The following is a 16,194-nucleotide window of genomic DNA, read 5'->3' as shown; positions in this document are numbered from 1 at the left end:
GATCAGCTAATTAATCACGACCTGTTGATAAGCCGTGATGGAATAAAATCGGCATTACTTTCCTCTGTAGCGGAGCGCATCGACGAACAGCGTGAACGCCGGAGACGCATGCCGCCTGTTCGGATAGTAGAGATGATATCCTGGGAAAGGCTGGCACCAATCCTCGAGAACCCGAATCAACCGCCCGTCTTCGATGTAGGACTGAACCTGGTCCTCGGGCATGTAGGCCAGCCCGAGCCCGTTCAGCACAGCGTCGATCCGCATGGCGATGTTGTTGAACACCGTCTGCCCCTCGACACGGACGCGCAATTCGCGGCCGTCCTTCTCGAATTCCCGCGGATATATCGTCCCGTGCGTCGGCAGCCGCATGTTGATGCAGTTGTGAGCCGTCAGATCCTGCGGGACATCGGGGCGCGGATGGTTCTCGAAGTAGGAGGGGGCGCCCACGACCGCCATGCGCATCTCGGGACCGATCCGGACGGCGATCATGTCCTTCGCCAACTGCTCGCCGAGCCGGATGCCGGCGTCATAGCGCTCGGCGACGATATCGGTCAGGCCGTAGTCGACGATCACCTCGACGTTGATATCGGGATGATCTGGAAGAAAGCGCGCCAGCACAGGCGCGAGAATGGAAATCGCGGAGTGCTCGCCTGCCGTGATGCGAATGGTGCCGGCCGGCCGCTCGCGCATTTCGCTCAGCGCGGCGATCTCGAACTGGATTTCCTCGAATCTCGGTCCGACCCGTTCCAGCAGACGTTCTCCTGCCTGTGTCGCCGAGACGCTTCTGGTCGTGCGGGTCAAAAGCCGCAGCCCGAGCTTCTCTTCGAGCCCGCGCACCGTCTGGCTCAGCGCCGATTGCGACACGCCGAGCTTGGCAGCCGCCTTGGTGAAGCTCCGTTCCCTCGCGACTGTGAGAAAGGCGACGATCTCATTGAAGTTGTTGTCCTGGGGCATTCATTAGTTCGCCTTATAGGTCCATGCGCATTACAGCATCTAATCGAAAGCTGACACGAGGACTAAGTTCACGTCAACTCGACCGGTCGGCAATCCTGAGCCCGCGCCTTCCCCTCGAGCCCACACAAAGCCACGAACGGACACGACCATGAAAATACGCAATATCGGCGATCTCGAAGTCTCCGCACTCGGCCTCGGCTGCATGAGCATGAGCTCAGCTTACGGCCCGCCCGCCGACGAAGGCGACATGATCAGGTTGATGCGCACCGCCCATCAACAGGGCGTGACCCTGTTCGACACGGCCGAAGCCTATGGCCCTTTCGTCAATGAGGAGCTTGTCGGCAAGGCGCTCGCGCCGATCCGCGACCAGGTGGTGATCGCCACCAAATTCGGCTTCGATATCGACCAGAAAACCGGTGAACGCCGTGGCGGCACGAACAGCCGCCCCGAGCACGTCAAAGCAGTCGCCGATGCCTGTCTGCGCCGCCTGAATACGGATCGTATCGACCTGTTCTACCAGCACCGCGTCGATCCCGACGTGCCGATCGAAGATGTGGCCGGCGCCGTCAAGGACTTGATCGCAGCCGGCAAGGTCAGACATTTCGGCCTTTCCGAAGCCGGCGTCCAGACGATCCGCCGCGCCCATGCGGTGCAGAAGGTGACTGCCGTCCAGAGCGAATATTCGCTCTTCTGGCGCGGCCCCGAGGAAGAACTGCTACCCGCCCTTCAGGAACTCGGCATCGGTTTCGTGCCCTTCAGCCCGCTCGGCGCCGGCTTCCTCACAGGCAAGATCGACGAGAACACCAAGTTCGATCCGAGCGATTTCCGCAACAGCGTCCCGCGCTTCTCACCAGAAGCGCGCAAGGCCAATCTTGCGCTCGTCGACCTGATCCGCCGGATCGGCGACCGGAAGGGCGCAACACCCGCACAGATCGCCCTCTCGTGGCTGCTCGCCCAAAAACCATGGATCGTCCCGATCCCGGGAACGACGAAGCAGCACCGGCTGGAAGAGAACCTCGGGGCTGTGGACATCAACCTTCTGCCCGACGACCTCGCCGAAATCGACGCCGCCCTCGCAGGTATCGAGGTTCAAGGCGAACGGCTTCCCGAGGCAGCGCTGAAGATGACCGGCCGCTGAGGCCTATCGCCGATATCGCCGCCCGGCCCTTCGCTTGGGCCCAGGGCGTTCGGCCCTGCGATCGATTCACTGGATCGATCGCTCCCGCTTTGCGGGACCGGGCCTCACCCTCTCAAAAACTGCGACCCCTTATCGAACCCCAGCCCCGGAAAGATCTTCCCCGTCAGATCATCCACCCCGACATCGAACTGCCGGTAAAGCATCGCCGCCGCCACCTCGCGCACGTCAGCCGTCGGCATCAGGTCGCGGTCGTCGAGCAGCTGGCCGTCGCCGATGCCCGGCCAGCGGCCGAGGATGCGGCCACCGTTGATCGCGCCGCCCGATAGCAGCGCGCAGCCGCCGGTGCCGTGGTCGGTGCCGCCGGAGCCGTTCTGGCGGACAGTGCGGCCGAACTCGGTCATGGCAAGCACCACGGTCTTTGCCCAGATGTCCGGCCCGAGCGTCGTCTTCAGCGTGTTGATCGCCTGGGCGAGATCCTGCGCCGGTCGCTTGAACTGGCCGGCCTGGCCGATATGGGTATCCCAGCCTGATATCGAGAAGCTGGCGATGCGGTAGTCGCCCTTCAGCATATTGGCGGCAAGTGCGGCCACGTCGGCGGTCTTCTCGCCGCGCTGGCCATCCGGCTCGACCATCATCGCCGCACTGTCGGCCCGCGTCGCCTCGGCAAGTGCTGCGGCAAACGGCGGGTCGCCGGCATAGAGTCGCGCCAGGAACTGCATCTCGTCGCGCGCCGGCGCAAGATTGGAATCCGACGCCCAGACATCGACATTGTTCGGGCCGGACAGGATCAGCTCCGTCGAGGTATTGACGTCGATCGCCTTGCGTTCATCCGAGCGCGGAATGACGGCGAGCGCCCGATTCAGCCAGCCGGTCTTTTCCTCGGCGACGTGTTCACCGCCTGACTCCAGCATGTCCTGCCCGTCGAAATGGCTGCGCTGGTCGCGATAAGGCGTCGAGACCGCATGCACGAAGGCGAGTTCCCTGCTCTTCCACAGCGGCATCAGATCGGCGGCAGCCGGATTGAGGCCGAAATGCCCGTCAAGATCGAGGAGCCCGGTCTCGGGCGTCAGCGCCAGCGTCGGCCTCAGCGCTGCAAAGCCGGCATCGCCATAGGGCTGCACCAGGTCGAGCCCATCCATCGCGCCGCGCAGCACGATGGTGACGAAGCGGTTGTCCCCCGGCATCGCCGCGAAGGTGACCGGTGTGAAGATGGGAGCGGCGGCAAGACAGCAGGCCGATGTCAGAAAGCCGCGGCGGGAAAGCGAGATCCGATTCATGGGCGGAGCCTCCTAAGCAGGTTCCGGAAAAGTGTCCGACGGTTTTCCGGCGAGAACCTGCGACAAAACAAAGGAGCTAAGCAGACGAAGCGTTGGCTTGCCAACGAAAGTCTGCTTAGCGGCGGTTGAATTCGGGCGATGCCAGCACCAGCGTCAGCCCGCTGATCTTGTTCGGCGCCTGCGACACCACGCGGATCGTCTCGTCGCGGGCGGCATCGGCAAGCGTCGATTTCAGGAATTCGCGCGGATCCCAGTCCCGGCCGAACTGCGCCGAGGCCCGTCTTGCCCAGGCCAGTCGCTCGGCGAGCTGGCTGCCGGTGATCCAGGCGGAAAAGCCTTCCTCGAAGCCGGCCGGGCTCGGCGGCAGCCAGATCGGCTGGCCCATGCGCTTCAGCGCCCCCTGCCCCAGCGCCCGCGCCGTGCGGAAGGCCTTGAGGCGCTTGTCCCTCGCCTCGCCGGCGGGATCAGTCGTCATCGGCGATCCGGCCATGGCAGGCGTGTTCGCCGCCATGTCGCCATCGTCGGTGCCCTGCTGGTTGGCCGCCAGGAAGCTGCCGACGACGCCGTTGACCGGCCCCGTATTCAGCGCCCTGAGCCCGGCGACGACATAATCGAAAGGCTGGCGCGCTTTCGCGCCTTCGTCGCGCCAGGCGGCGGGATGGTCGAGCATTGCGGTATAGACTGATGTCAGGTCGCCATCAGTCTTCTTCCAGGCCGCGACCATGTCAGACACCATGCCCTCGTCGGGGTGGTCGGAGACGAAATGCACCGCAAGCTTGCGGCTGATATGCGCCGCCGTCTTCGGATGGGCCGCGAGATCGTCAAGCATGTCGAGATAATCGTTGCGCGAGCGCCTCTTGCCGCCATAGCTGACGCCGAGCACCTGATGCGTGCCGGGCTCTGATATATTCGGGCGGAAGGCGATGTCCATCTCCTTGCGGTCGATGGTGAGCCCCGTCAGCACCATGGCCGCCGCCGTCACATCCGCCTGGGTGTAGCCGCTGCCGGCGCCGAGCGTGTGCAGCTCCAGCAGTTCACGGCCGAGATTTTCGTTCAGCCCCTTGTTGCGCTTCATGCCGCCGGCCGAATCCGGCCCGAGCGAATCCGCCTGGTCGAGATAGATCAGCATGGCCGGATGGGCGGTGGCATTGCGCAGGAGATCGCCGAACTTGCCCGACAGGAACGGCCGGATCGCCTCGGCCTCGTAGAGCGGCACGATGAGCCGCATCGGCAGGCTCTTGTTGGCGCTGGTGGAGAAGTGATCGGTCCAGAAGGTCGAAAGCCGCTCGTAAAAGCCGTAGGGCGACAGCACCGCCTGCATCAGCCGCAGATTGGAATCGTGCTGGAATTGCTGCTGCGCCTGCCGCTGTATTCCCTTGCGGATCTCGCGGCGCACCGTATCGTCGGTCGCCGTCTTCGCGTCCTGGCGGACTTCCGTCAGCTGCGCCTGCAGATTCAGAATCGCCCGGTGGCGCGTGTCGGGGCCGCCGAGAGGGAAGTCCGGCGTCGCCGCCACCCCCTTGCTGATCTGGCCGATCAGCTCATCCTTGCTTTGCGGCGGCGTCTCGCCCGGCCGAAAACCATAGCCGAACCGGATCGCCGCCATCGTCGGGAAAGACAGGCTCATGGCAGATCACCTCATAGTCACCCAATGGTGAGAGGCTGCCAGCCGATTGCGACCGCAATCTGTAGGAAATGCGGCAATATCTGGACATGGACGATTTGTAATCTATTGAAAAGGCTAAAGTTTACGCCCGGAAAATGAAGGATGCTCCGATTGCGATGAGCGCGAATCCGATCGCGTGGTTCCAGGTCAGGTTCTCGCCGAGCCAGAAAATCGAGAAGCCGGAAAAGACGATCAGCGTGATCACCTCCTGCATCGTCTTCAACTGCGCCGTCGTATAAACAGCCGAGCCGATACGGTTGGCCGGCACCGCGAGGCAATATTCGAAGAAGGCGATGCCCCAGCTGACAATGATGGCGAGGAAGATGGCGCTGCTCTTATGCTTGAGATGCCCGTACCAGGCAAAGGTCATGAAGATGTTAGATGCAAACAGCATGACGACGGGCCAGATGACGGCGGGAGAAAATAGCATGGAGTCACTCGGAGGCTGTGGAGGAAATCGTTGATCCGGCGAGACGCCGGCGGGGCCTATCTATCACGCCGCCGTCAGGCCGCAAGCCCCGAGGCTCGGACCGATCGTCTCAGGCCAGCGAGGCGATGTCGCAGGCGGCCCCAAAGCACTCGGGGAATGAGAACGCAAAAGCGCCTGTATCAATCCTGGCGAAATTTGCTACTTCATGTTGAAGGGACTCTACGCGCAGGACCTGACGGCATCGATATATTAGGGGAGCATATGGATTATACAGCTGAGATGCCGCAATCCGCTGCTTTGCCTTCCCGCTACTTTTGGCGACGGTTTGCAGCCCTTGTCGTCGACATTGTCATCTTTCAAGCCGCCATCCTCATAGTCGTCTACTCCTTCACAACGACTCCTCCTCTGGACCTCCTTGTACACGGCTGGACATCCGTGCAGTGCACCGCGGCAATCCCCGATCAGCTTGCAAAGCGAATTGACGCTGGATGGCCGTTGAAAACCGGAGAAATTCGCGGCGCTGATATATGCGAGACAACACACTTTGGTTTGGGAAAGCAGAGATATCTGCGAACACGCGTTGCCGGAGACACGGATGGCTTGTTGTGGTCCCCGGAGCTGACCATCCCTCTTGACGCGGACAATAACCCTGTGACCAAAACCTTGCCTGCATATCGCAGCTTGCTATCCGGCATAGCCAACACCGCGCTGATGGCGCTGGCTTTCGCCGGATTTTCCGCGAATGGCCGCCGCACATTCGGAAAGGCGGTTTTCTTCCTGAGAGTCCAGTCGATCGATGGTGAAGGTCCCGACCTTGGCACCGCGTTTAAACGCGAAATCCTCAAATTCAGCCCGAACCTGCTTTTCAGCACCCTCGCTTTCGCAATCTCGCTGTTTCCGATCTATCCCACGGCAGACTTCGACGCATTGCTTGGCATGTTCCGCGACGGATACATACCTTCGAACGATGGAACGATTGGGTTTTACGTCGTCTGGACAGTTGCAGCCTTGGCTTGGTGGCTCGCGCCAATCATCGCGTGGCAGGGACAGACATACTATGATCGCATCTGCGGCTGCGAAGTGGTGAGTGCCTAACAATAAATCCGCAATTGCAGCCGCAGACAGCCGAAACAACGCCAGAGATCCCACCCTCGTTCCATCACGATCGGCTTGATCGGAGCGCCATGCGCAGCGGTTCAGGGCGTAGCATTCTCCAACGCCTTATCCTTTGGCGCAAACTCCTGCGGGGGCCATCAACCTCTCTTCCCTCATTCCTGTGCTCGTCACAGGAATGAGGGAGACGAGGTGGCACTTTCCTGTGAAACCTTCCGTCAGCATACGAAGGACACGCAGTGACGCCGATCTCTGCATTCAGCTAATCTCGGCGCACCCGCCTCGCCCTTCGAGGCCCTGGCGGGGCACCTCAGGGTGAGGCTCTCTTGAGTGCCGGCAGCCTATTCGCTGCGGCCGCCCACACCCAATCCTCTCACGCCACCCTGCCCCGGCACGCCCAAGCCACTGACGCGAACGACCGCGGCCCATCCGGCTCTCCCGCCTCATAGGCAGCCCGAACGGCGGCATCGACCGCCTGTCGTTTGCCCGGCTCCAGCCCGCCGACATACTTGCCGAGCGGTCCCTCGCCGGCGGCGATCGGGCCCCAGTAGTCGTCGAAGGAAAGATAATCCATCCGGATCAGGAGCGAGGTCTCCTCGACATCGGCAAGGCCCTGCGCAATGAAACTCTGCTTCATTTCCCCGGGCCGCGTCATCGGCTGGAAACAATATCGGCGGCGCAGCGGCAGCGCTTTTTCATCGAGCATGACGACCGTGTCCCACATCATCCGCATGCCCGACATGCCGCCGTAATGATCCCAGACGGCGGCGGCGACAATCCCATCCGGACGCACGACCCGGGCCATCTCGGCCACCGCCTTGCCCGCCTCGGGCACGAAATGCAGCACGAGCAGCGACAGCGCCCTGTCGAAACGGTTGTCCTCGAAGGGAAGCGCACAGGCATCGGCCTGCTGGATCGTGATCCGCGGATCGGTATTGCGCCCTTTCGCCGCCTCGACGAAAACAGGCGAATAGTCGATGGCGGCGATCTCCCGCAGGCCGGGCGTTTGCGCCAACGTGAATGCCAGGCTGCCGGTGCCGCAGCCGACATCGAGCACGCGATCCCCATCCGCCAGCCCCGCGAAATTGATCAGCATCGGCGCCAGCTTCCGGCTCCATCGGCCCATCAGCCGCTCGTAACCATCGGCACTTTCGACATTGAAACTCGACGGCATGAAAGCCTCCCTCCAAGGACGATGATCCGTCATTATGACCCCGTGTCCAGGCGCCGCAAGCGATAGTTGTCACGCCATGTATCGTGAGGTGATACATTTTCCTTGACCCCTATCTGTATCACGCTATGATACAGGGACACGAGGAGCTGGGCATTGATCCGTTCTTATAAGGATGCCGTTACGGAAGCGGTTGCCGGCGGCAAGGCTCCGAAGGGCTTCCCGGTAGATCTCGTAAGACCGGCCCTTCGGAAGCTGACGATGATCGAGGCGGCGCATATCCTCGATGACCTTCGTTCGCCTCCGGGAAACCGCCTCGAGGCTTTGAAAGGCAATAGGACCGGCCAGCATTCGATCCGCATCAACGATCAATGGCGCGTCTGCTTCGTTTGGAAAGATGGCGGCGCCGAGGACGTTGAAATTGTCGACTATCACTAGGTAATTCACAGGAAGGAGTTCAGATATGACCAGCACGCTTCTGCCGATCCACCCCGGTGAAATCCTCCGCGAGGAGTATCTGATCCCGCTGAAGATGAGCGCCGGAGCGCTCGCCAGGAAACTCAATGTCCCGCGCACCCGCATCGAACGGCTCTCGTCGGAGGAAACCGCGGTGACAACCGACACGGCGCTTCGCCTCGCGAAGTTCTTTCGCACCACTCCTGAGTTCTGGATGAACATGCAGGCAAGCTATGATCTGAAGATACAGGCTCAGGCGCTTGCCCGAGAATTGGAGAACATCCCGGAGATGGACGCCGCCGCCTGAGAGCTCGGCGTAGGCCGAATATGCCGCCACGCTCCGCGATGGCCGACTTGCCGCGAGCATCCTCGGCACCGCTGGTGGCCCCGGCATCCTCGGTCAAAGCCGAGGATGCCTGATGGCATCGCCGCAAACTCATCCAGCCGTCTTGTCGAGAACGCTCCAATCGAAGCCGCGCGCCCAATCGCGGTACCGGTGCCAGCCGACCTCGGGAAAATCGCTGCGCAGGGCGGCGATGTCGGCGTCGTAGCCGGTGCGGTCGAACCATTCGAACATCAGCGCCGCATCCTCGCTCTGCTGCCGCATCGCCGCGATCGGCAGCTCCCGATAGGCGATCGGGCGGCCGAGGACCTCTGACAGAATCTCAGCCTGCTCCTCGCCCGCCAATTCGTCGCCGGCAATGTCGAAACGTTTGCCGAACACTTCGTCACGCCGCTCGGCCAGTGCGGCGACGAAAGCGCCGATATCGGCAAGGCAGATCTGCTGCAGCACGCGCCTGCTCGGCAAAGCCGCGGCATAGACGCCTTGGCGCAGCCCGTCGACCGCCCACGGCGCCACGGTGTTTTCCATGAAGGCGACGGGCGCGCTGATCGTGTAGGGAATGCCGAGCCCGGCGATATGCTTCTCGACGAGATATTTGCTTTCGAAATGCGGAATGCCGGTCTTCTTGTCGGCATCAGCGACGGAGGAATAGATCAGGTGGCCGATGCCGGCGGCCTTCGCCCCTTCTGCGGCGGTTATACCCTGACGGGTTTCCGCCTCCGTCCCGGCCTCGTAGCTGCTGCCCATCAGAAACATCGTATCGACGCCCTTCGCGGCTTCAGCCACGGATGCGGCATCATCGAGATCACCGGCAACGATCTCGATCCCTGCCGAGGCCAGCCGCTTTGCGGCGTCGCTCTCCGGCCTGCGGCAGATCGCCCTGACGCGATGACCGCGCGCCGTCAATGCGCGCACGACCGCGCCGCCCTGCTGGCCGGTGGCGCCCGTGACCAGAACGTTTCTTCCCTTGCTCATCTCTCTGCTCCTTGTGGTTGGCGATGAGCCAGAGGTAAGACCTGTCACATTGAACCAAAATGGCCTATAATTGAGAAACATCGTGCCACTGGTGAATACAATGCTCGACCTCAACGATATCGCCGTCTTCGCCCGCGTCGTCGAAGCCGGCAGTTTCACCGCCGCCGCCCGACTGCTCGCCATGCCCAAGACGACCGTCAGCCGCCGCATTGCCGCGCTTGAGCGCGAGGTGGGCGTACGGCTGCTGCAGCGCACCACCCGCAGCCTCAAGCTGACGGATGCAGGGCGCCTCTATTACGAGGAAAGCAGCCAGGCGCTGCGCAGCCTGGAACAGGCCAAATTCCGGCTGGCTGAGGCGCGGGCAGAGCCGGCCGGCACGATCCGCATCTCCGCACCAGTCGGCTTTGGCGGCCATTTCCTCTCCGCCACGATCTTCGATTTCCTGGCGACCTACCCGAAGTCGAGGGTGGAGCTGCGCCTGACCGACGACCGGCTCAACCTAGGACGGCCGGCTGCACCGCGTTCTCGACGGCTACACGACGCCGGCCGGCGGCCCTGGATGTCGTCTATCCCAGCAGCCGGCACCTGTCGCCTTTGGTCAAGGCCTTCATCGAGCTGGCAATCGATCATCTGAATACAGGCAAAGGCCCGACCGAGGGCCCTGCGATCATCTCGTGACAGGCCTGCGTCACCGCCAGAGGAAATCCGGCCCCGTGCTCTGCGACGTCAGCTTGAGCGTCCCGTCCGGTTGCACGACATAGGTCTCGAAGACGCGGTAGCCGAAATCGCCGAGAAAGGTGTGCTGGACCACCGTTCCCGGACGATAGGGCGAATGGACCACCTTTCCGCCATAGGTGAGACTGTCAGGCAGGGGCTGCGGTTCGCCTGACGTGCTGGCGCAGGCCGCGAGAGCGAAGAAAACGGCAATGAGCGCGTGCCTCATCCTCACCTCTCCTCCCGGTGACATTGGCAGCGGAATAATACGACTTTGCCCGCTCAGAAGATAGCGTTTCTGCCTTCATAGTCTCGGCGCAGGGCCTGTGCCCGCGACAGCGCACCAGCGATCCTGTCGTCGCTGAAAGGCTTGGCGATCACATCCAGCGCGCCTTCGATCCCGTTTCCGATGCTCTCCGGACTGGCGGTCACGAAGATGACGTCGACGCCATGGCGGTCGATCAGCCGGCGTGCCAGCTGGACGCCGCTCTGGCCGTCGGCGAGTCTGAGATCGACGAGCGCCACATCGCTTCTCGGAGCATGGGCGAGAGCCTGCTCGATCGTCGAAACCGGCCCGATGGCCTGGTGCCCGGCATCCTGCACGATACGCTCGAGTTCAAGGGCGATGAGGTTCTCATCTTCGACGATCATGACTTTCATGGATATCCTCCTCCCATGAGCAAGCGGCCCGGCGGCACACCCGCGGCAATCGATACAACGCAACTTCCCCTCGAATGTTTCCACTCCAAAAGAGATGCGTGCAAAAAATAGTAACTGATTTCCTCAGGGCGCCATTCGCGCCTTCCGCTACAGGAGGTTGCGATCTGAAGAGGGGGCTGGCCTCAAGGACGGCCCGCCGAAAGCCGACATTGCGGGCGTTGCAAAATTCCCTATTTTCCAACATTGCAAAGGTCGGGAAAACAAGTGTCGCTTTACTCGGGAATTTTGCGACGCCATCTGCACGCAAGAAATCATGAGAAGAGCAGAAGTTGGATTTCGAGAGCCTTAGCCAGCATATGATACCTGTCTGCAGCGGGACAATCGTGATGCGCGATGATCGGCTTCGGGAGTCCTGGACCGTGGCTATCAAGCCCTTTTTGATTTGCCGCTATCAGGTAACTCAGTCGTTCTATGCAAAGGTGATGGGCGTATCGCCGTCATCGATAGCGGCTGAAGATCAGCCGGTCGAGACCGTCTCGTGGCTACATGCTGCTCGTTTCTGCAATCGACTTTCGGCAATGGTCAAATTGCCCGATCGCTATGTCTTTTCGTCCGACGGCCAGGATGCAACTGCGGTCGCGACAAGTGATGGATTTCGGTTGCCCAGCGAGGCTGAATGGGAGTTTGCTTGCCGCGCCGGCACGAAGGGACCGCGTTACGGCCCAATTGCCGACATCGCATGGTATGGGGAAAATTCAGAAGGCGGCTCCAAGGCCGTAGGAACCAAGCGTCCCAATGATTGGGGACTTCATGATATGTTGGGCAACGTCTGGGAGTGGTGCGAAGACGTCTATGATCCTGCTGTCTATGGTACGTATCGCATCTTTCGCGGTGGGGGATGGGCTGACCACGAGCGCGGTTGCCTAGCGACCAATCGCCGACGAAGCCACCCGACTTTTGCTATTGACGACCTTGGGTTTCGCATCGCGAGATCGTGCTTCTGGAGCTAACGTCAGATCATCGCTCCCTGCATTCGTCGACCGCCAGAGCACCCGCCTCGCCCTTCGAGGCCCTTTGCAGGGCACCTCAGGGTGAGGCTCTCTTAAGTGCCGGCGCGATCCTCCATCGCCCCTCATCGACGCGAAGTCTCCGATCCATTTTATGGGCGCGGCATCCAACCAACGCTCCTCATCCTGAGGAGCCCCGCAGCGGCCTCGAAGGACGCTCCGCAGCATTGCTCCTTGCGTCCATCCCGCCACGCACAGCAACTGCCCCGCCTACCGCTTCGCCTTTGCGCTTTCCTCGCGGAACGCCGCCTCGCCGGCGTCGGAGACCTCGACCCATTTCTTGTCCGGTGCGGCATCGGCAACGTAGGCGTCGTGCCAGTTCCACCATTTGTAAGTCGGCGTCTGCGGATAGCCCTTGGGGGAATCCTCCCAGACTTCCTGGCGGCCGAGCGGGGTGATGTCGAGATAGTTCCAGGTGCCGCCCATCTGCTCGTCGCCGCGGTTGTTGATGAAATAGGTGCGGAAGATACGCTCGCCGTCGCGATAGAACACGTTGGTGCCGTGCCATTCGTCGACGCCGAAATCCTTGTCGAAGTCGTCGATGATCGTCACCCACGGTATCGTCCAGCCCATCCGCGCCTTCAGACTGATGATATCGGCCTGCGGCGCGCGCGAGGCGAAGACAAGGGTCGTATCGCGCGCATTCAGATGGGCGACATGGGCGACCTGATCGGCTACCATCGAGCAGCCGCGGCAGGCATGCTCGGGCCAGCCGAAGACGCCGGGTTCGTAAAAGGCGCGATAGACGATGAGCTGGTGTCGGCCCGCAAACAGGTCGAGCAGGCTACCCCTGCCCTCAGGCCCTTCGAAGACATAGGTCTTTTCCACAGCCATCCACGGCATGCGCCGCCGCTCGGCGGCCAGCGCGTCGCGGGCGCGGGTGTGGGCCTTTTCCTTGACGAGCAGCTGGTTGCGAGCCGCCTCCCAGGCCTCCTGCGACACGACGGCCGGTCGCTGCATGGTCTGTCCGCCTTTTCCATTCTCGGCTGAAGCAGTCATGGCTTTCAATCTCCTTGTTGGGCGAATTCCGGGCTTCGAAGCCCGGTTCATCGCGCATTGGTTCGGAGATAGTTTCTCATCGCGGATTGGACAGTGGGAGTAACAAGTGTGACGTAATTTTCCCGCGGCCAGCGCCGCTGGTCCGCCGGTAGCCAACGAAGTTGATCCACCCCCAGTTGCCAAAAGCCCCCAACTGGCAGAAGCTTGCCCATGGCCATCGGCGACGGCCTGGGGAACGGATTGCGCGACATGACGACAGCCTCATCAAGTGAGCCTGCAAGGCTTGGCGGCGCCAGGATCTGCCGCGGCTGCTGGGACCAGATGCATATGCCGATCCCGATCGGCGGGCCGCTCGCGCTCCCCTTCCGCGCCTTCGGCATCACCCGCAGCAAGATGAACCCCGACATCTGCACGATCTGCGAGCGCTCCTTCCAATATGTGAAGAAGCCGCGCCAGATCACCGTCGACGCCACCATCCTCTTTGCCGATATCAGGGGCTTTACCGATCTTTCCGAGCGTATCGAGGCGGTGCAGCTCAGCGAGATCGTCAGCCTGTTCCAGGATCGCTGCGCCCAGGCGATCTGGGCGCATGACGGCATCGTCAACAAGCAGATGGGCGACGGCCTGATGGCGATCTTCAACTTCCCGATCATCCGGAAGGATCACGCCGGCGCCGCGATCATGGCCGCGCATGAGATCCAGCGTAACTGCGCGGCGGCGCTGAGCGACCTGGCGCCCGACGCCCTGCCCGGCCGCCCCCTCGGCGTCGGCGTCGGCATCCATTCCGGTGAGGTCCAGATCGGCGAGTTCTCCAGCTTCCGCAGCGATTTCACCGCGATCGGCGGTGTCGTCAATCAGGCCGCCAGGCTGGAATCCCAGGCGGCGGCCGGCGAGATCCTCGTCTCGGCGGAGACGGCGGCAGAAGCGCCCGACCTGATCGCCGGAGCGCAAGAGCGTACGCTCGCACTCAAGGGCATCGAGCAGCCGGTGCGGGCGCGCGTACTGGTCAAGCGCTGAACGGCAGCGGCCGCGCCACGCCCCTCTTAGAAGCATCCCCCCTCAACGTGGCGGCCGCAATTTCTCGCGCTGTGATTGCTTAACGCGCCGGATTGCAAGCCGGTTAATCCTCCGGAAACGAACATTGCTTATCTCTCAGCCGTTTAGATCGCTGGGGGTATCTCATGGGCAGTTTTTCTCTATGGCACTGGTTGATCCTCTTGATCCTGGTCATCGTGCCGTTGATCTTCATCTTCAGAAACCCGCCGGCCGGGCCGAACCGCTTCGGCGGCCCGCCTGACGCAATGGGTTTCGGCCAGGCGATAAGCAGCTATTTCAGGAAATATGTGGATTTCACCGGCAGAGCGAGCCGATCGGAGTTCTGGTTTTCGACGCTCTTCGTCGTTCTCGTCAGCATCGCCTTGTACGCCGTCGATCGGACCGAAGTATCGAACCGGATCTGGTCGCTGGCTACGCTTCTTCCATCGATCGCCATGGCCACCCGGCGTTTTCACGACATCAACCGAAGCAGATGGCACCAGCTTCTTGGACTTTTATTTCCCATTGGCACGATTGCCGTCCTCGTGTGGTATTGCAGAGCGCCGGCTGCGGATCATTCCAGAACCTCCGTTTTTGCTTGAGGATAGGGTGCCGGCCGAGCGTGGGGGTGGTTCCCGCGGGTTGAGAGCGTTGCCCCGTTGAGGCAGGATGCCGTTTGGAGGATGCCGCGCCCCAGGGACGCTGGAGGCATGTCGCGCCGCCGCTCAATAAAACCTTGAACGGCGACGCCGCCGGAGCCCTCGCCTCTCCTTCAGGTCTTCATGCCGGTCAATTCGGTGAACGGATAGTAGCGCAGCCGCTTGTCGCGGCAGCGCTGATCATTCGCCGTCGCGCCGAGTATTTTGCCGTCCGTGAAGGAGACGCCGAGATAAGCCCAGTCTCCCCAGCTGTGCTTGGGCACGACACGCACGCAGTAGGCATAGATCTTCTTCTCCGGCTCAAGCACCACCACGCTGGAAATGCGAGCCCACACGACGTCTCCTGCTTCGTGCCTGTAAACTCTCTTGAACACGATATTGATGAAGTTCTGCCGGACATCACTCGAGGGAGGACGCTGGGAATCCGCAACGGATTGCGACACAGGGGCATTGCAGCCGGCCAGCGCCAGCAGTGCGGCGCAAACTAGGACTTTCATTCTCATTCAGTTGAATCCCTAAAGAATCGGAGCGCGGTAACGCCGCGTATTCCTACAAACACAGCGAGAATAATATTTGCAATACATCGGAGGAATATTGCTGCAGCGGCGGGATACCGGCTGCGTGACGTGGATATATCAGTGTAGGCTCACCTACACTGTAGGATTCAAAACGGACTCCCGGCCCCGTCGTCATCATCATCGTTGATCGACAGGCCCGCTTCCAGCGCCGCAAGAATGAAAGCCTGCCGCACCGTCTCGGCCGGCATGCGTCCGGCAAGCCAGGCGCGGCAGAAATCGATCGCTCGCTGCTGATGGACGCCGCCATTGACCGGCCAGTCGGAAACGAGTGCATAAAGCGCATCCTGCGGCGAGCGGAGAACCATTCGTTCGCCGGTATCGAGATCGATGGAGATCGGTTTTTTCCAGAAGGCGGAATGGTCGCTAATCGCAGTGGCACCTGTAACTGAAGTCACAGGAAATTAACTGCGGAAGGCCGATTTCGGTTCCAGTGCGGGGTCGGATGATGGCGCGTCGGTGGTTGATGGGTGCAAGGAGCAGCGCTGCGGCGCGTGCTTCGAGGCTGCGCCCTGCGGGCTGCGCACCTCAGCATGAGGGACGTGGGAGTATGCCGCGCCCAGTAAGTGACGTTGGCGGATGCCACACCTCCCTCTGCCCTGCCGGGCATCTCCCCCACAAGGGTGGAGATCGGCTGGGCGTGATGGTTTCCCCAAACAATGACGGATTAGCATGGGTAGGTCGGCAGAGGGGACGGATGATCCAACCTCTTGCCGATCTCCACCCTTGTGGGAGAGATGCCCGGCAGGGCAAGGGGGTATCCCACGGCGAACCCTCGGACGGCACCAGGCCGCCTCCGACTGGATGAAGCAACTATGAAGTGGCTGGCAACCACGGCATGCAGGATCGTGGTCGAGTAGCTATGCCATTCGGCTTCGCCCTCACAGATCCGGGCGGGCGGATTTCCCGCACCCGGCTCTTCCCGAGAGTAACCCGCATCATCTCCTGGCCTGCGCCCAAGT

The 16,194-nt window shown here is 61.8% G+C and carries 18 protein-coding genes and 1 pseudogene; 8 read left to right on the top strand and 11 right to left on the bottom strand.

Annotated elements, in window-relative coordinates:
• Positions 1 to 54: 54 nt before the first annotated feature.
• The gene (locus tag EFB14_RS26590; RefSeq protein WP_126829504.1) at positions 55 to 954 is read right to left on the bottom strand and encodes a LysR family transcriptional regulator; all 900 of its coding nucleotides are present in this window, start codon (positions 952 to 954) and stop codon (positions 55 to 57) included.
• Between the two features lie 148 nt (positions 955 to 1,102).
• Here EFB14_RS26590 and EFB14_RS26585 point away from each other — a divergent pair, with 148 nt between their 5' ends.
• Entirely contained in the window at positions 1,103 to 2,092 is a 990-nt protein-coding gene (locus EFB14_RS26585) for an aldo/keto reductase (protein WP_126829503.1), read from the top strand.
• Between the two features lie 104 nt (positions 2,093 to 2,196).
• On the opposite strand, the gene EFB14_RS26580 is transcribed toward EFB14_RS26585, so the two are convergent.
• From EFB14_RS26580 to EFB14_RS26570, 3 genes are all read right to left on the bottom strand, one after another.
• Positions 2,197 to 3,369 carry a DUF1501 domain-containing protein gene (locus EFB14_RS26580; protein ID WP_126829502.1) on the bottom strand — a complete coding sequence of 391 codons (1,173 nt, stop codon included), beginning with the start codon at positions 3,367 to 3,369 and terminating at the stop codon, positions 2,197 to 2,199.
• A 115-nt stretch (positions 3,370 to 3,484) separates the two neighbouring features.
• Positions 3,485 to 4,996 (bottom strand): DUF1800 domain-containing protein, encoded by a 1,512-nt coding sequence (locus EFB14_RS26575; RefSeq protein ID WP_125848711.1) that lies wholly within the window; start codon positions 4,994 to 4,996, stop codon positions 3,485 to 3,487.
• Positions 4,997 to 5,117: 121 nt separating this feature from the next.
• Complete coding sequence (locus tag EFB14_RS26570) at positions 5,118 to 5,465, bottom strand: DMT family protein (RefSeq protein ID WP_125848713.1); 348 nt, start codon at positions 5,463 to 5,465, stop codon at positions 5,118 to 5,120.
• Positions 5,466 to 5,726: 261 nt separating this feature from the next.
• On the opposite strand from EFB14_RS26570, the gene EFB14_RS26565 reads away from it, so the two are divergent.
• Positions 5,727 to 6,560, top strand: coding sequence for an RDD family protein (locus tag EFB14_RS26565; RefSeq protein ID WP_126829501.1), 834 nt, complete (start codon positions 5,727 to 5,729; stop codon positions 6,558 to 6,560).
• 391 nt (positions 6,561 to 6,951) lie between these two features.
• On the opposite strand, the gene EFB14_RS26560 is transcribed toward EFB14_RS26565, so the two are convergent.
• The gene (locus EFB14_RS26560; RefSeq protein WP_126829500.1) at positions 6,952 to 7,752 is read right to left on the bottom strand and encodes a class I SAM-dependent methyltransferase; all 801 of its coding nucleotides are present in this window, start codon (positions 7,750 to 7,752) and stop codon (positions 6,952 to 6,954) included.
• Between the two features lie 153 nt (positions 7,753 to 7,905).
• Here EFB14_RS26560 and EFB14_RS26555 point away from each other — a divergent pair, with 153 nt between their 5' ends.
• Positions 7,906 to 8,187 carry a type II toxin-antitoxin system RelE/ParE family toxin gene (locus EFB14_RS26555; protein ID WP_126829499.1) on the top strand — a complete coding sequence of 94 codons (282 nt, stop codon included), beginning with the start codon at positions 7,906 to 7,908 and terminating at the stop codon, positions 8,185 to 8,187.
• A gap of 25 nt (positions 8,188 to 8,212) precedes the next feature.
• A complete protein-coding gene (locus EFB14_RS26550; RefSeq protein WP_125848721.1) occupies positions 8,213 to 8,512 on the top strand; it encodes a HigA family addiction module antitoxin in 300 nt (99 codons plus the stop codon).
• Between the two features lie 129 nt (positions 8,513 to 8,641).
• Here EFB14_RS26550 and EFB14_RS26545 read toward each other — a convergent pair whose 3' ends face one another.
• A complete protein-coding gene (locus EFB14_RS26545; protein ID WP_125848723.1) occupies positions 8,642 to 9,523 on the bottom strand; it encodes an NmrA/HSCARG family protein in 882 nt (293 codons plus the stop codon).
• A 100-nt stretch (positions 9,524 to 9,623) separates the two neighbouring features.
• On the opposite strand from EFB14_RS26545, the pseudogene EFB14_RS26540 reads away from it, so the two are divergent.
• Positions 9,624 to 10,201, top strand: a pseudogene (locus EFB14_RS26540) (LysR family transcriptional regulator).
• A gap of 10 nt (positions 10,202 to 10,211) precedes the next feature.
• Here the strand turns inward: EFB14_RS26540 and EFB14_RS26535 are convergent.
• Entirely contained in the window at positions 10,212 to 10,466 is a 255-nt protein-coding gene (locus EFB14_RS26535; RefSeq protein WP_125848725.1) for a hypothetical protein, read from the bottom strand.
• A gap of 53 nt (positions 10,467 to 10,519) precedes the next feature.
• A complete protein-coding gene (locus tag EFB14_RS26530) occupies positions 10,520 to 10,897 on the bottom strand; it encodes a response regulator (protein ID WP_125848728.1) in 378 nt (125 codons plus the stop codon).
• 356 nt (positions 10,898 to 11,253) lie between these two features.
• Here EFB14_RS26530 and EFB14_RS26525 point away from each other — a divergent pair, with 356 nt between their 5' ends.
• Positions 11,254 to 11,907 (top strand): formylglycine-generating enzyme family protein, encoded by a 654-nt coding sequence (locus EFB14_RS26525; RefSeq protein ID WP_126829611.1) that lies wholly within the window; start codon positions 11,254 to 11,256, stop codon positions 11,905 to 11,907.
• 267 nt (positions 11,908 to 12,174) lie between these two features.
• On the opposite strand, the gene EFB14_RS26520 is transcribed toward EFB14_RS26525, so the two are convergent.
• Positions 12,175 to 12,963, bottom strand: a complete 789-nt coding sequence (locus EFB14_RS26520) for a DUF899 domain-containing protein (protein ID WP_126829498.1) — start codon at positions 12,961 to 12,963, stop codon at positions 12,175 to 12,177.
• A gap of 249 nt (positions 12,964 to 13,212) precedes the next feature.
• Between EFB14_RS26520 and EFB14_RS26515 the strand changes: the two genes are divergently transcribed.
• Together EFB14_RS26515 and EFB14_RS26510 are read left to right on the top strand one after the other, a co-directional pair.
• Complete coding sequence (locus tag EFB14_RS26515) at positions 13,213 to 13,980, top strand: adenylate/guanylate cyclase domain-containing protein (protein WP_126829610.1); 768 nt, start codon at positions 13,213 to 13,215, stop codon at positions 13,978 to 13,980.
• A 164-nt stretch (positions 13,981 to 14,144) separates the two neighbouring features.
• Positions 14,145 to 14,600, top strand: a complete 456-nt coding sequence (locus tag EFB14_RS26510; protein ID WP_126829497.1) for a DUF805 domain-containing protein — start codon at positions 14,145 to 14,147, stop codon at positions 14,598 to 14,600.
• 170 nt (positions 14,601 to 14,770) lie between these two features.
• Here the strand turns inward: EFB14_RS26510 and EFB14_RS26505 are convergent, their stop codons facing one another.
• The gene (locus tag EFB14_RS26505) at positions 14,771 to 15,160 is read right to left on the bottom strand and encodes a hypothetical protein (RefSeq protein ID WP_125848734.1); all 390 of its coding nucleotides are present in this window, start codon (positions 15,158 to 15,160) and stop codon (positions 14,771 to 14,773) included.
• A gap of 161 nt (positions 15,161 to 15,321) precedes the next feature.
• Positions 15,322 to 15,630, bottom strand: a complete 309-nt coding sequence (locus EFB14_RS26500) for a DUF982 domain-containing protein (RefSeq protein ID WP_126829496.1) — start codon at positions 15,628 to 15,630, stop codon at positions 15,322 to 15,324.
• Positions 15,631 to 16,194: the final 564 nt, after the last annotated feature.

Source organism: Rhizobium fabae, from assembly GCF_003985135.1.
In the GTDB taxonomy this organism is placed as follows: domain Bacteria; phylum Pseudomonadota; class Alphaproteobacteria; order Rhizobiales; family Rhizobiaceae; genus Rhizobium; species Rhizobium pisi.
The sequence above is the reverse complement of the archived record's forward strand: the minus strand, read 5'-3'. Positions and strand labels throughout refer to the sequence as shown.

Bases quoted from the DNA above. Each gene is read 5' to 3' on its own strand.
- EFB14_RS26545 (WP_125848723.1), bottom strand. From the start codon at position 9,523: ATGAGCAAGGGAAGAAACGTTCTGGTCACGGGCGCCACCGGCCAGCAG.
- EFB14_RS26520 (WP_126829498.1), bottom strand. From the start codon at position 12,963: ATGACTGCTTCAGCCGAGAATGGAAAAGGCGGACAGACCATGCAGCGA.
- EFB14_RS26570 (WP_125848713.1), bottom strand. From the start codon at position 5,465: ATGCTATTTTCTCCCGCCGTCATCTGGCCCGTCGTCATGCTGTTTGCA.
- EFB14_RS26550 (WP_125848721.1), top strand. From the start codon at position 8,213: ATGACCAGCACGCTTCTGCCGATCCACCCCGGTGAAATCCTCCGCGAG.
- EFB14_RS26565 (WP_126829501.1), top strand. From the start codon at position 5,727: ATGGATTATACAGCTGAGATGCCGCAATCCGCTGCTTTGCCTTCCCGC.
- EFB14_RS26580 (WP_126829502.1), bottom strand. From the start codon at position 3,369: ATGAATCGGATCTCGCTTTCCCGCCGCGGCTTTCTGACATCGGCCTGC.
- EFB14_RS26510 (WP_126829497.1), top strand. From the start codon at position 14,145: ATGGGCAGTTTTTCTCTATGGCACTGGTTGATCCTCTTGATCCTGGTC.
- EFB14_RS26530 (WP_125848728.1), bottom strand. From the start codon at position 10,897: ATGAAAGTCATGATCGTCGAAGATGAGAACCTCATCGCCCTTGAACTC.
- EFB14_RS26505 (WP_125848734.1), bottom strand. From the start codon at position 15,160: ATGAGAATGAAAGTCCTAGTTTGCGCCGCACTGCTGGCGCTGGCCGGC.
- EFB14_RS26525 (WP_126829611.1), top strand. From the start codon at position 11,254: ATGATACCTGTCTGCAGCGGGACAATCGTGATGCGCGATGATCGGCTT.
- EFB14_RS26575 (WP_125848711.1), bottom strand. From the start codon at position 4,996: ATGAGCCTGTCTTTCCCGACGATGGCGGCGATCCGGTTCGGCTATGGT.
- EFB14_RS26585 (WP_126829503.1), top strand. From the start codon at position 1,103: ATGAAAATACGCAATATCGGCGATCTCGAAGTCTCCGCACTCGGCCTC.
- EFB14_RS26535 (WP_125848725.1), bottom strand. From the start codon at position 10,466: ATGAGGCACGCGCTCATTGCCGTTTTCTTCGCTCTCGCGGCCTGCGCC.
- EFB14_RS26515 (WP_126829610.1), top strand. From the start codon at position 13,213: ATGACGACAGCCTCATCAAGTGAGCCTGCAAGGCTTGGCGGCGCCAGG.
- EFB14_RS26560 (WP_126829500.1), bottom strand. From the start codon at position 7,752: ATGCCGTCGAGTTTCAATGTCGAAAGTGCCGATGGTTACGAGCGGCTG.
- EFB14_RS26590 (WP_126829504.1), bottom strand. From the start codon at position 954: ATGCCCCAGGACAACAACTTCAATGAGATCGTCGCCTTTCTCACAGTC.